11 protein-coding genes are annotated in these 13,179 nt (G+C 60.1%); 7 read left to right on the top strand and 4 right to left on the bottom strand.

The features are described 5' to 3' along the window. The 4 genes from KGA85_RS03915 to rfbC all read right to left on the bottom strand — a co-directional run bounded on the left by KGA85_RS03915 (position 1) and on the right by rfbC (position 4,335). Positions 1-456, bottom strand: coding sequence for a YiiD C-terminal domain-containing protein (locus KGA85_RS03915; RefSeq protein ID WP_008003181.1), 456 nt, complete (start codon positions 454-456; stop codon positions 1-3). Positions 457-496: 40 nt separating this feature from the next. Then, on the bottom strand, positions 497-1,891 hold the full coding sequence (locus tag KGA85_RS03920) for a sigma-54-dependent transcriptional regulator (RefSeq protein WP_223537347.1): 1,395 nt from the start codon (positions 1,889-1,891) through the stop codon (positions 497-499). After that, positions 1,888-3,696, bottom strand: a complete 1,809-nt coding sequence (locus tag KGA85_RS03925) for an ATP-binding protein (RefSeq protein ID WP_223537350.1) — start codon at positions 3,694-3,696, stop codon at positions 1,888-1,890. The genes KGA85_RS03920 and KGA85_RS03925 overlap by 4 nt, the downstream gene beginning before the upstream one ends. 93 nt (positions 3,697-3,789) lie before the next feature. Continuing rightward, on the bottom strand, positions 3,790-4,335 hold the full coding sequence (gene rfbC / locus KGA85_RS03930; RefSeq protein WP_223457431.1) for a dTDP-4-dehydrorhamnose 3,5-epimerase: 546 nt from the start codon (positions 4,333-4,335) through the stop codon (positions 3,790-3,792). 176 nt (positions 4,336-4,511) lie between these two features. On the opposite strand from rfbC, the gene KGA85_RS03935 reads away from it, so the two are divergent. From KGA85_RS03935 to KGA85_RS03965, 7 genes are all read left to right on the top strand, one after another. After that, a complete protein-coding gene (locus tag KGA85_RS03935; protein WP_223537353.1) occupies positions 4,512-7,424 on the top strand; it encodes an aminotransferase in 2,913 nt (970 codons plus the stop codon). A gap of 293 nt (positions 7,425-7,717) precedes the next feature. Then, positions 7,718-8,824 carry an agmatine deiminase gene (gene aguA, locus KGA85_RS03940; protein WP_223457435.1) on the top strand — a complete coding sequence of 369 codons (1,107 nt, stop codon included), beginning with the start codon at positions 7,718-7,720 and terminating at the stop codon, positions 8,822-8,824. Between the two features lie 243 nt (positions 8,825-9,067). Beyond that, positions 9,068-9,280 (top strand): hypothetical protein, encoded by a 213-nt coding sequence (locus tag KGA85_RS03945; protein ID WP_007972820.1) that lies wholly within the window; start codon positions 9,068-9,070, stop codon positions 9,278-9,280. Between the two features lie 230 nt (positions 9,281-9,510). Next, the gene (locus KGA85_RS03950; RefSeq protein WP_223532829.1) at positions 9,511-10,182 is read left to right on the top strand and encodes a DsbA family protein; all 672 of its coding nucleotides are present in this window, start codon (positions 9,511-9,513) and stop codon (positions 10,180-10,182) included. 262 nt (positions 10,183-10,444) lie between these two features. Continuing rightward, positions 10,445-11,731, top strand: a complete 1,287-nt coding sequence (locus KGA85_RS03955; RefSeq protein ID WP_223532827.1) for an OprD family porin — start codon at positions 10,445-10,447, stop codon at positions 11,729-11,731. Positions 11,732-11,911: 180 nt separating this feature from the next. Then, a complete protein-coding gene (locus tag KGA85_RS03960; RefSeq protein WP_223457440.1) occupies positions 11,912-12,499 on the top strand; it encodes a PBECR2 nuclease fold domain-containing protein in 588 nt (195 codons plus the stop codon). A gap of 266 nt (positions 12,500-12,765) precedes the next feature. Beyond that, positions 12,766-13,038 carry a hypothetical protein gene (locus KGA85_RS03965; protein WP_223532824.1) on the top strand — a complete coding sequence of 91 codons (273 nt, stop codon included), beginning with the start codon at positions 12,766-12,768 and terminating at the stop codon, positions 13,036-13,038. Positions 13,039-13,179 lie beyond the last annotated feature (141 nt).

Raw genomic sequence — 13,179 nt, forward strand, 5'->3', positions numbered from 1 at the left:
TCAGCGGTGCAACACGTACTGCCCGACAAACCTCACCGCATCCTCATCACGGCCTTCATTGACGACCCGTGTATGCAGCGTCAACCGCGCTCGGCTGTATCGCTGGAAGGTGGTCAGGAATTTCTTCCAGATCACCGGGTCCGGCGCCTGGCAAATGGCGTTGGCATCGCCCGTCACCGGGAGCGGATAGCTGATCTGCCCTTCCTGAATCACGATGTGCCCGTCGGTAATGCCTTCTTCCTTGAGGCGCAAATGCAGCCAGCCCCAACCGGCCAGGACCGCGCCGCAATACAGGCTGCCGCCGAACATGGTGCTCTTGTGGTTGACGTTGGCTTCCAGCGGCAAGTGCAGGCGCAGTTGCTGGTCATGCCAGTCGAGCACTTTGAGGCCCATGTCCCGGGTGAGGGGAATGTCGTGATGGAGAACGGATTCCAGTTGTCGACTGTCGCGGCTCATTCAGGGGCCTCTAGCGTGAAGTGGATGATTGGACGGTAGCTCAGTCGAGGTCGTCAGGGTGGGCCGAGGCTCCACTGTCGGCGAAACTCAGACCGTGCTTGCGCAGTTTGTCATGCAGGGTCTTGCGCGGAATGCCAAGGGCTTCGGCGACGCTGCGCACGGAGCTGTGCGAGCGTGCCAGTTCGGCGGCGATGAGGGTTTTTTCGAAGTTCTCCACTTGCTCGCTCAAACCGCCGCTGACGACTTCGACCCTGTTGCCAACGCCGCCTTCCGGCGTGCTGTTGTCGAGGGCCAGTTCCAGCCCGAGGGCAAAACGCTCGGCGGCATTTTGCAGCTCGCGCACGTTGCCGGGCCAGGTGTGGCGCAGCAGCAAGGCACGTTGTCCCGGTTGCAGTTCATGGGGCGGCAAGCCGTGGCGGGCACTGGCTTCATCGGCAAAATGCTGGAACAGCATCAGCGCATCTTCGCCCCGTTCGCGCAGCGGTGGAATCCGCAGCGGCGCGACGTTCAGACGGTAATACAGGTCGGCACGGAAACGCCCCTGATCCGCTGCCTGGCGCAGGTCTTCCTTGGTGGCGGCGATGATGCGGATGTCCAGCGGGATCAGTTGGTTGCCGCCCAGGCGTTCAACCACCCGCTCTTGCAGCAAGCGCAGCAATTTGACCTGCACATCCAGGCTCATGCTTTCGATTTCATCGAGGAACAGCGTGCCGCCATTGGCGAATTCGAACTTGCCGATGCGGCGTTTCTGCGCGCCAGTGAAGGCGCCGGGCTCGTGGCCGAACAGCTCGCTTTCGACCACTGATTCAGCCAAGGCACCGGCGTTGATCGCCACGAACGGACCGTTGCGACGGCTTGATAAATCGTGCAGCGCCCGGGCCACGACTTCTTTGCCAGCGCCGGTTTCGCCGAGGATCAGCACGTCGGCCCTGGTCGCCGCCAGGGCGCCGATCTGCTCGCGCAGGCGCAGCATCGAAGGTGAGTGGCCAACCAGCCGCGTGCTCAGCTCGTTGCGGTCGCTCAAGGCCAGCCGCAGGCTGCGGTTGTCCAGCACCAACCGGCGCAGGGCCAATGCGCGGCGCACACTGTCGAGCAGAGCGTCGCTGGCGAAGGGTTTTTCCAGAAAGTCATAGGCCCCGGCGCGCATGGCCTGCACCGCCAGTGGCACATCGCCGTGGCCGGTGATCAACAGCACCGGTAGCTCCGGGTCCTGGGCATGCAGTTCGGTCAACAGTTCGAGACCGTCCATGCCGGGCATGCGGATGTCGCTGACCACCACCCCCGGCCAGTCGCGTTCAAGTTGCGCGGCCAGGCCCTTGGCTTCGGCCAGCGGCAGGATTTTCAGGCCGGCCAGGTCCAGCGTCTGGCTCAAGGCCTGGCGCAAGTGGGGATCGTCGTCGATCAACACGACCTGAATGCGGTTGTCGATGGTCATGCACTTCGGTCCTCGGACGGTTGCAGGCTCACGCCCGGTGCGCCTGCGCGCAGCTTCAGGGTAATCAGGGCGCCGCCCTCCTTGTGGTTGGCGAACGACAGTTCACCGCCGAAGGCGCGCATCAGGGTTTCGCAAATCGCCAGCCCCAAACCGAGGCCCTGGGTGCGGGTCTTGGTGGTGTAGAACGGCTCGCTGGCGCGCCCAAGGGCTTCCATGCAAAAGCCGGGGCCATTGTCGCGAATGTACAGGTTGACGCCATCGGCCGTGGATTGGGCACTGAGCCAGAGTTTACGTGGCGGGCCTTTTTCCGTCAGGGCATCCAGCGCGTTGGCCAGCAGATTGCCGAGTACCTGGCGCAAGCGGGTTTCCCCGGCTTCGACCCACAGGGTGGCGGCGGGCAAGTCGCGGATCAGTTCGACTTCCATGCTGCGTCGACGCTTGGCCAGCAAGGCCAGCGCATCGTCCAGCGCCGGTTGCAGGGCGACGCTTTCCGGGGCGTGGCGGTCGCGCCGGGCAAAGGCGCGCAGGTGGGCGATGATCGAGGCCATGCGACCGGTCAATTCGCTGATCAGCTTGAGGTTGCCGCGGGCATCGTCGGTGCGCTGGTGATCGAGCAATACTTCGGCGTTTTCCGCGTAGCTGCGAATCGCTGCCAGCGGCTGATTGAGTTCGTGGCTGATGCTCGCCGACATGGTGCCCAGTGCCGACAATTTGCCGGCCTGCACCAGATCATCCTGGGCGCGTACCAGCTCCTGCTGGGCCTGTTCGCGTTCCAGCACTTCCTGTTTCAGGCGCCGGTTCAGGCCTTCGAGGTCGCTGGTGCGCTCGGCGACCCGACCTTCCAGCTCGCGGCGGGCCTTGGCTTCGAAAGCGATGCGGTCGAGGTAATGGCGACGGCGCTGCATCATCAGGCCGAGCAGCAGCATCAACACCAGCAACGCTGCGCCACCGATGGCCACCACCGTGCGCACCGGGCGGTCGATCAAGGTGCGCGGGGCGAGGATGCTGACGTCCCAGCCGGTTTCGGCGATCTGCTGGGTCTGGGTCAGCCAGGCGTTGGGGTTGAGCTTCAGCGGTTGTGGATCGCGGGTTGGATAGGGCTGGATCGCCGTGATGGCTTTGTTTTCGTCCTCGTTCAACGGGCGGGTCGAGCGGAATCGCCACTCCGGGCGCGAGGTGAGAATGACCACGCCATTGTGGTCGGTCAGCAGCAGCTGTTCCGGGGTTTTGCCCCACAGGCTTTCGGTGTGGTCGAGGTCGACCTTGACCACCAGCACGCCAACGATTTTTTCGCCATCGCGCACGCCGGCGGCGAAGAAGTAACCGCGCTTGGCGGAGGTCGTGCCCAGGCCGAAAAAGCGCCCGAGCCGCCCGGCCATGGCTTCGCTGAAATACGGCCGGAAGGAAAAGTTGCGCCCGACGAAGCTGTCGTGTTTGTCCCAGTTGGAGGCCGCCAAGGTCTTGCCAGTGGCGTCCATCAGGTACATGACTTCGGCACCGGTCTGGGTGGCGATGTTTTTCAGCAGGCGGTTGGCGTTGCCTTGGGTGACGCCATCGTCCGGCGCACCGAGCACGGCGCGCAAGGCCGGCAGGTCGCCGAGGATCTGCGGCAACACTTCATAGCGATGCAAGGTACCCAGGAGGTTGGCGACGTAGAGGTCGAGGGTCTGACGATTCTGACTGGCCAGCTCGCTGCGATAATAACGCTCGGCGAGATGCTCCAGCGGCCACAGCAACGGCGCCAGGCACAGTGCCAGCAGGGCCAGGCTGCGCCAACGGGGTCTGGAGGGGAGAGTCGGTTTCATGAGCAGCATGCGCCTGTGGGTACAGGCGCATTATGCCTAGGCTTGCCCGCCTTGGGTCAGCTGCATCTTGATCGGCGAGCTTCAGCCGGCCTATCAGGCAAAGACGTCGGCATCCTTGAAAAATACCCCGGCCTGATCTTTCGCCGACAGCTGCGGCGTGCCTTGCAGTTGCCAGTCGACGGCCAGGTCCGGGTCGTCCCAGCGAATGCTGCGCTCGGCCGATGGCGTGTAGTAGTCGGTGGTTTTGTAAAGGAACTCGGCAAATTCGCTCAACACCACGAACCCGTGGGCGAAACCTTCCGGGACCCAGAGCTGGCGATGATTGTCGGCAGACAGGCGCACAGCGACCCATTTACCGAAGTGCGGTGAGCTGCGACGGATGTCTACGGCGACGTCCAGCACTTCACCGACCGTGACGCGAACCAGTTTTCCCTGGGTATTTTCCAGTTGGTAATGCAGACCGCGCAGCACGCCCTTCTGCGAACGGGAGTGATTGTCTTGAACGAATTCAGTGTCCAGTCCGGTGGCCTCTTTGAAAGCCCTGGCGTTGAAGCTCTCGTAGAAGAAACCACGTTCGTCACCAAAGACCTTGGGTTCGAGGATCAGAACACCGGGCAGGTCGGTGGTCACTACATTCATGGTGTTTCTCCAGTAACAGGCGTTTGATGGCCGCCATTCTTGCGCAAAGCGCCATTCGAGGCGAGTACCGGAGCAAGCCCGCTCCCACAAATGCCCTCATACCAGCTTCCGGGGGGTTGCGTATCGCCCGAACCAGTGGCGATATAGGCGCCTAATAAAATTTCAGGGGTCGTTGTATGCCGCTCGCCACGTTGATTCATCGCGCCAGTTTGCCCAGCCCGCAGGTGACTGCGGAGCAAGCGCTAGGGCTGCTGGAAGAACATTACGGGTTCAGCGGCAAGTTGCAGGCCCTTGGCAGCCAGCAAGACCTGAACTACCGTGTCGACAGCGAGCGGGGACGTTTCGTCCTGAAAATCTGCCGTGGCGACTACTCGGTACTGGAGCTTCAGGCACAACATGCCGGGCTCAAGCATCTGGGCGAACACCCTGATGTACAGGTGCCGCGTGTTATCGCGGCGAAAAACGGCGCAGACCTGCTGTCGCTGGATGTGGGGGGCCAGGCAGTGCACGTTCGCCTGCTCGATTACATCGAAGGCCAGCCGCTGACGAGCCTCGGCTATTTCAACCCGACGGTGGTGTCTGGCTTCGGTCGCCTGTGCGGTGAAATGGACCTGGCCCTGGCGGATTTCGACCATCCGGGTCTGGTGCGAACCCTGCAATGGGACGCCCGCCATGCTCACGCCCTGATCGCGCATTTGTTGCCGGTGATCAAGGATGAAGCCCAGCGCAAACTGATCGTCGATGCGTCCGGGCAAGCCGAGCGGCATCTGCAGCCATTGCAGGACAAACTGCCGGTGCAGGCCATCCACATGGACATCACCGACGACAACGTGGTGTGGCAGCGCGATGCGCAGCGCCATTGGCAGCTGCAAGGCGTGATCGATTTCGGCGACCTGGTGCGCACCTGGCGCATTACCGATCTGTCGGTGACCTGTGCCGCGCTGCTGCATCATGGCGAGGGCGATCCGTTCTGCATTTTGCCGGCAATCCAGGCGTATCACGCGGTCAATCCGTTGCAGCACGAAGAGCTGCTGGCGTTGTGGCCGTTGATCGTCGCCCGCGCGGCGGTGTTGGTGCTCAGCGGCGAACAGCAGGTCAGCATCGATCCGGGCAACGCCTACAGCCGCGACAATCTGGTCCATGAATGGGAAATCTTCCGTGTGGCCACGTCGGTGCCGTTGGCGTTGATGGAAGCGGCGATCCTCACCGCCGTCGGCCAGAACCTGCCCACCATTGGCAGCGAAGGCTTCGCGCCGCTGTTGCCGAACCTGGTGGGGCGTGAGTTCGCGCTGACCGACCTGGGCGTGCTCAGTCCGCATTTCGAGGCCGGGAACTGGGAGCAGGAGGGCGTCGATCAGCGCCTGCTGGATGAGGCGGCCGCGGCGCATGGCCTGGCGGCCAGTCGTTACGGGCAATACCGCCTGTCCCACACCCGCCCGGACAGCGCCGCTGAACCTGACACTTGCCCGTTGCACGTCGAGTTGCGTGTGCCTCAGGGCACGGCGGTCGAAGCACCGTTTGCCGGGGTGGTGCATCACCCATCGGCGGGCGTGCTGCAACTGGACGGTCCGCAATTGAGTGTGCGGCTTTGGGGCGTCACGCCGTCGCTGCACAGCGGCGCGGCCCTGGTCAAAGGCCAGGTACTGGGTTCGGTCAGCGGGCCTTTGATCGTGCAGTTGTGCCGTGGCGCGTCGATCAATGCGCCGTTGTTCTGTACTCCTTCGCGCGCGGCGGCCTGGCAAGCGTTGTGCCCATCGCCGGCTGCGTTGCTCGGGCTGGCCTGTGATGCCGAAGCCGAGCTCGACGGCCCGACCTTGCTGGCCCGGCGCGATGCCAGCTTCGCCCGCACGCAAAAACACTATTACGTTGATCCGCCGCGCATCGAACGCGGCTGGCGCAACCATTTGATCGACATGCAGGGCCGTTCCTACCTCGACATGCTCAACAACGTCGCGGTATTGGGCCACGGCCATCCACGCATGGCCGCCGTCGCCAGTCGCCAGTGGTCATTGCTCAACACCAACTCGCGCTTCAATTACGCAGCTGTGGCCGAGTTCTCCGAAAGTTTGCTGAAGCTGTCCCCTGACGGTATGGACCGCGTGTTCCTGGTCAACAGCGGTAGCGAGGCCAACGACCTGGCGATTCGCCTGGCGTGGGCCTACAGCGGCGGCCGTGACATGCTCAGCGTGCTGGAGGCCTATCACGGCTGGACGGTGGGCGCGGATTCGGTGTCGACCTCGATCGCCGACAACCCCAAGGCCTTGAGCAGCCGCCCGGACTGGGTGCACCCGGTGACGGCGCCAAACACCTATCGCGGTGAATTCCGTGGCCCAGACAGCGCGCCGGATTATGTGCGCAGCGTCGAACACAACCTGGCGAAAATCGCCGAGCAGAATCGCCAACTGGCCGGTTTCATCTGCGAACCGGTGTACGGCAATGCCGGCGGTATCTCGCTGCCACCAGGTTATTTGAAACAAGTCTATGCAATGGTCCGGGCCAGGGGCGGCGTGTGCATCGCCGACGAAGTGCAGGTGGGCTACGGGCGCATGGGCGATTTCTTCTGGGGCTTCGAAGAGCAGGGTGTGGTGCCGGACATCATCACCATGGCCAAGGGCATGGGTAACGGCCAGCCACTGGGCGCGGTCATCACCCGCCGGGAAATCGCCGAGGCACTGGAGGCCGAGGGTTACTTTTTCTCGTCCGCCGGTGGCAGCCCGGTCAGCTGCCAGGTCGGCATGGCCGTGCTGGATGTGATGCAAGAGGAAAAACTCTGGGAGAACGCCCAGGTCGTTGGCGGACACTTCAAGAGGCGCCTCGAAGCGTTGATCGATATTCATCCGTTAGTGGGCGCGGTGCACGGTTCCGGTTTCTACCTGGGCGTCGAACTGATCCGCAACCGCGAAACCCTGGAGCCGGCCACCGAAGAAACCACCGCACTGTGCGACCGCTTGCGCGAGCTGGGGATCTTCATGCAGCCGACCGGCGATTACCTGAACATCCTCAAGATCAAGCCGCCGATGGTCACCTCGCGCCAGAGCGTGGATTTCTTCGTGGACATGCTGTCGAAGGTGCTCGCAGAGGGCCTGTAAACACCTCCCTCTGTAAATGCGGGCCAATGTGGGAGCGGGCTTGCTCGCGAAGAGGCCGGTACATCCGACGCAAATATTGCGCCTCGAATGCCGCTTTCGCGAGCAAGCCCGCTCCCACAGGGGAGGTGGTTTTAGTTCGATTGATATCGGCTTTTTATCGACTGTTTTTGTAACGGTGGATGTAAGGTGCTTTAAAAGCCGATATTTATCGGATATAAAGTGGCCAGTCCACGGCGTGTACCAATGCGCTTCCATTTCTGTCAGGTATCAAAGTCACTCCGGAGTCCTGAGCCATGACCACGTTGAACAGCACCCCTCGCGCCGACGGCTTCTACATGCCAGCCGAATGGGCACCCCAAACCCAGACCTGGATGATCTGGCCCGAGCGCCCGGACAACTGGCGCCTGGGTGGCAAACCGGCACAAGCCGCCCATGTGGCAGTGGCCAAGGCCATCGCCCGTTTCGAGCCAGTGACCGTGGCGGTTTCCGCCGGCCAGTACGAAAACGCCCGCGCCCGTCTGGACGTGCCGAATATTCGTGTGGTGGAAATGTCCAGCGACGACGCCTGGGTTCGCGACTCCGGTCCGACCTTCGTCATCAACAACAGTGGCGAAGTCCGTGGCGTGAACTGGGACTTCAATGCCTGGGGCGGTTTTGACGGTGGCCTGTATTCGCCGTGGAACCGTGACTCGCAGGTCGGCGGCAAGATCCTCGAGATCGAGCGCAGCCCACGCTACCGCACCGAAGGCTTCGTGTTTGAGGGCGGTTCGATTCACGTCGACGGCGAAGGCACCCTGATCACCACCGAAGAATGCCTGCTCAACCGCAATCGCAACCCGCACATGAATCGCGCAGAAATCGAAGCGGTCCTGAGCGCGAACCTGGCTGTGGATAAAGTCATCTGGCTGCCGGATGGCTTGTTCAACGACGAAACCGATGGCCATGTGGATAACTTCTGCTGCTACGTGCGCCCGGGTGAAGTGCTGCTGGCCTGGACCGATGATCCACAGGACCCGAACTACCCGCGCTGCCAGGCAGCGATGAAAGTGCTGCAAAGCAGCACCGACGCCAAGGGTCGCCCATTTACAGTGCACAAGATGCCGATCCCGGGTCCGCTGTTTGCGACCGAAGAAGAGTGCGCCGGAGTCGATCCAGTCGATGGTACGCAGGAACGTAATCCTACTGTTCGTCTGGCCGGTTCCTACGTGAACTTCCTGATCGTCAACGGCGGCATCATCGCGCCGAGCTTTGACGACCCGCAGGATGGCCCGGCAAAGGAAATCTTGCAGAACCTGTTCCCACAGCATGAAGTGGTGATGGTACCTGGTCGCGAACTGTTACTGGGGGGCGGCAATATTCACTGCCTTACCCAGCAGCAACCCGCTCCGCACAAGGAGTGAGTGAAGCCGTAACAGCTTGAGTTGATTGCAAAATCCCTCAGGCTGTCGATCAGCCACCAGCGTTGCACGGAGCCCGCGGCCCTACAGGCCTGCGGGCTTTTTTGTATCCGCTTGGCCACACTTCAGAAACCTTGGCACAGCTCTTGTATCTCTGCTGTTGTAACTCGGGGTGGGGAGGACTTCGATGTTCTGTCATAAACCTTGGATAAGTTAGCCGCTCACAAACCGGGAGAGAGCGCTGAAATGAACGCCGAAGTGAACGTAGTGAGCGACAAGGCGTTGCATCCCCTGGCAGTAAATAGCGAATCGCTCCAGATCCTGGCGCACTGGTTCAAGTCCAATGGAATGCGTCAGATCAGCGAAACTGATCCGCGCCGGACGATGATCGAGCGTTACCCTGCTGGTTTATTCAGCGAGGCGGAACTGGATGCGTTGTGGGATGTGATGGAAGGATAAGAAGAACAACAACGGATTGAACAAGAAAAAGCGCTGCCGGGATGGCAGCGCTTTTTTTTGCGCGCAGATTCATGCAATCACCGCTATCGCGAGCTCCCACAGGGTTTTGAGACGCAACCATTCGACCGATTCAAGCAACAGACTGAAAGCCAATCCGGCGTTTTTCCGGGGCCGCTGCGGCACTAACCTGCCGACATCGAATTTTCCTGAATTCCTGTCGGAGCCTTCCCATGATCCTGCATTACATCTACGACCCCTTGTGTGGTTGGTGCTACGGCGCCAAACCGCTGTTGCAGGCCGCCCAGGCTGTGCTGCCCGTGATTGCCCACGGCGGCGGCATGATGACGGGGGCCAATCGGCAAAAGGTTTCGCCACAACTGCGCAATTACGTCATTCCCCACGACCGGCGCATTGCCGAATACAGCGGGCAGCCGTTCGGTGAAGCCTATTTCGAAGGTTTGCTGCGTGATCACACCGCCGTGTTCGACTCGGCGCCACCCATCGCTGCGGTGCTGGCTGCCGAGCAAATGACCGGTCGCGGGCTGGAGTTGTTGGGGCGTTTGCAGAGTGCTCACTACGTGGAGGGGCGCCGCATCGCCGACGAATCGGTACTGTTTGAACTTGCCCACGGCATGGGGCTGGACCGCGAAGCCTTCGAAAGGGCTTTCAGGGCGGCCGACACCGAAGGCCATATCAGGAACAGTCGGGCTCTTTTGGCCAAGGTTGGCGGGCAGGGCTTTCCGACCCTGGCGCTTGAGCACAATGACCAGTTCACCCTGATCGATATCGGGCCATGGCTGGGCAAACCCCAGGCATTTGCGCAGTGGCTGAGTCAGTTGCTCCCTGATCAGGACGCAAATATTTCCGTAGCAGCCTGTGGCCTCGATGGCTGCGTTGATTGAATATTCCTGCCGCGTAAAGCAATTTCTTAGACGGTTTTCGCCTGTTTTTAGAAGATTCATGAAATTGACACATCGTTGAGGGCGCAGCTACGATTCGGCCACAACGCCTGTGGCCGACCGCCACGATCAAAAATTATAAGAAGGCCCGCCGCGAGAAATCGTGGGCGGGCCTTTTTGTTTTCGTCATGAAAAAAGAGCGCGATAGCGCCGTTTCGGCCGTTCGACACAGCGCGTATCAACCGGAAATAAGGAAAAGAACACGATGTTGAACAAGCGAATCAGCCTGATCGCTCTGGGGATGTTGAGTGCTACACAGGCCATGGCTAACGACCAGGCCGAATCCAAGGGTTTTGTTGAAGACAGCAGCCTCAAAGTGCTGCTGCGCAACGCCTACATGAACCGTGACTTCAAAGACGGCAACCCGGATAAATCCGAGTGGGGCCAGGCGGCCATCGGCACGTTCTCGTCCGGTTTCACCCAAGGCACCGTGGGCGTGGGTGTGGACGCTTTCGGGTTGTACGCACTGAACCTGGAGCGCAGCGAAGACCGTAGCGGCGCGCAAGGCATCGATTTCTTCAAAAAGGGCGACAGCGGCCAGCCGGCGGACGACCTGTCCAAAGGCGGCGCAGCAATCAAGTTCCGCCTGTCCAGCACCACCCTGACCTACGGCGACCAGATGCCGGCCCTGCCGGTGCTGAACTACGACAACTCGCGCCTGCTGCCGGAAAGCTACACCGGCACCTTGATCACCTCCAAAGAGATCAAAGGCCTGCAACTGGACGCCGGTCGCTTCACCGCCGAATCGCGAAAAAGCGCTGAAGGCCGTGACAGCGGCGGATTGAAGTCGATCAACGTATTGGGCGGTAGCTACCAGTTCACCGAGCAATTCAAGGCTGCGCTGTACGCTTCCGACGTCGAAGACGTGCTGAAGAAACAATACGTGAACGCCAACTACGTGTTCCCGATCGACAAGGATCAGTCCCTGACCCTGGACTTCAACGGCTACCGCACCAAGCTGGAAGATTCCTACGTCCGCGAAAACGGTATCACCGGCGACGACAACAAGATCTGGAGCCTGGCGGCCACCTTCATCACCGGCCCGCACTCGTTCACCCTCGCGCACCAGCGCAGCACCGGCGACAGCAACCTGGGCTACGCCTACGGCGGCTACCAGAAAGACCAGGGTCGCATCGGCGACGGTGGCAACACCATCTACCTGGCGAACTCCTACTGGTCCGACTTCAACGCCGAAGACGAACGCAGCTGGCAACTGGGCTACGGCCTGGACTTCAGCACCTTCGGTGTACCGGGCCTGAGCTACAACGTGGCCTACGTGCGCGGCGACAACATCACCACGTCCACCAGCGAAGGCGGCACCGAGCGCGAGATCTTCAACCAGATCAAATACGTCGTCCAAAGCGGCCCGGCCAAAGACCTCAGCGTGAAACTGCGCAGCTCGGTCTTGCGCGTGTCGCAGAAGTCGAGCGAGTACAACGTCAGCGGCAACGAAGTGCGTGTGTTTGTGGATTACCCGATCAACGTCTTTTGATGATGGGTTGTGGTGTCGAGGCCTGATGCAAGGCTGAGAAAAAAGAAGAAGCCCCCGACTGGTTCGGGGCTTTTTTGTGGCTTTTTGGAGTTTTCCAAACGGCTCTTTCATTGGCAATGGCGATGCCCTTCAAGACTATCGGAAGTCTCTGAAGGAAAAAGAGGATCCACCTGATTTCTCGTGACGATTCAACAGGCTGAAATAGCAGTTGTTACCGTGAGAGATCACCGAATGAAAGTTCCAGGGGTAAAGGAAGCTCCTGATCAGGAAAGCTGGAAGGATCTAGGTTTGCCGGATTTGCGGGACATATCGATACCCTTGGAAACCAAGGTAGTTCGAGAGCTACCCGGGGCCGTTGATGTCTGCTCCGCTCTAAGGCAGGTAGCGCTAGGTTTTGGATTGCATGAAGGGACTGACACGGTGCTGATCGAAACGCCATATTTACCCGTGACGGTTCGGCGTGAGCATCTACGTCACATTGTGGAAAAACGCCCTAACGCCCGAGAGCGCTTCACTGAATTTGCTGTAGATACGCTGAATAATCCATTAGAAATCTGGCGGGTTTCCTACAGCGATGGCTCCTATCGTCTCGCCTTCATTGGCGCATACCACACAAAGTACCAAATGTTGGTAGTGATCCATGTTGACCGTGGGTATGTACTTTGGAACTTCATGAATTGTGACAAAAAGGCGCTGAACAAACACCGACACGGCGGGTTGGTTTATCAACGTTACCTATTATCCAAACAAAAAAAGCAGCCTGAGTAGGCTGCTTTTTTTGAGAAGCTTGCTTGATATTGTGCTCCCTCAAGCAAGGGAGAAGAGGTCTCACCCGAGCGCTGATTTTCAGGTCATCAACGGGGTTCCTAACGCCGACTATTGCCACCTGAAGGCAGTCGGTTTCGCGCTCTTGGGCAAATTCTCTGTCACAGATGATGCTTGTGTCAACCCGAGCGGCAGCCTTGTGGTGTTGGTCAGATCGGCGAAGTCGCGCGTATCGACATCTAACTTATTACGTTGGGGTCCATTACAAAATGGAGAAATTGATCGAAACAACAGAGGGTTGTGATTCCTCGGCTGAAATGCGGATAGCTGGTGTGTGCGACCCTGCAGTGAAACGGGCTTGCGCAATGCTTGATGCTCAAACCATTCGCAGGAAAATCGACTCGGTTGACGAGATGATCGAGGTTTCTGTAGGAGGTAACAGAAGGGGATATCGAACAAATCAGTTTCAGAAGGACTTGCTGGAGTCTGTTCGCGAAATGAATAAGAGCCGCATCAGCCTTATCGCACAGGGTAAGCCTTAACAAGTGTATTCGCGCTTCAACGCGAACGTGTCGTCCGCAGCGACATGTACCGACGACGTGTCGCAAAAAGTGGAAAATTGCGACACGTAAGTAAATGGGCGACAGAAAAAACGATATAGAGTCCTACAGCACTAATTACAC

It is taken from the genome of Pseudomonas sp. GL-B-12 (assembly GCF_019955895.1).
Classification (GTDB): domain Bacteria; phylum Pseudomonadota; class Gammaproteobacteria; order Pseudomonadales; family Pseudomonadaceae; genus Aquipseudomonas.

What these genes read in the sequence shown, in the direction of transcription:
- KGA85_RS03915 (WP_008003181.1), bottom strand. Translation starts at nt 456, where the DNA reads ATGAGCCGCGACAGTCGACAACTGGAATCCGTTCTCCATCACGACATT.
- KGA85_RS03920 (WP_223537347.1), bottom strand. Translation starts at nt 1,891, where the DNA reads ATGACCATCGACAACCGCATTCAGGTCGTGTTGATCGACGACGATCCC.
- KGA85_RS03925 (WP_223537350.1), bottom strand. Translation starts at nt 3,696, where the DNA reads ATGAAACCGACTCTCCCCTCCAGACCCCGTTGGCGCAGCCTGGCCCTG.
- rfbC (WP_223457431.1), bottom strand. Translation starts at nt 4,335, where the DNA reads ATGAATGTAGTGACCACCGACCTGCCCGGTGTTCTGATCCTCGAACCC.
- KGA85_RS03935 (WP_223537353.1), top strand. Translation starts at nt 4,512, where the DNA reads ATGCCGCTCGCCACGTTGATTCATCGCGCCAGTTTGCCCAGCCCGCAG.
- aguA (WP_223457435.1), top strand. Translation starts at nt 7,718, where the DNA reads ATGACCACGTTGAACAGCACCCCTCGCGCCGACGGCTTCTACATGCCA.
- KGA85_RS03945 (WP_007972820.1), top strand. Translation starts at nt 9,068, where the DNA reads ATGAACGCCGAAGTGAACGTAGTGAGCGACAAGGCGTTGCATCCCCTG.
- KGA85_RS03950 (WP_223532829.1), top strand. Translation starts at nt 9,511, where the DNA reads ATGATCCTGCATTACATCTACGACCCCTTGTGTGGTTGGTGCTACGGC.
- KGA85_RS03955 (WP_223532827.1), top strand. Translation starts at nt 10,445, where the DNA reads ATGTTGAACAAGCGAATCAGCCTGATCGCTCTGGGGATGTTGAGTGCT.
- KGA85_RS03965 (WP_223532824.1), top strand. Translation starts at nt 12,766, where the DNA reads ATGGAGAAATTGATCGAAACAACAGAGGGTTGTGATTCCTCGGCTGAA.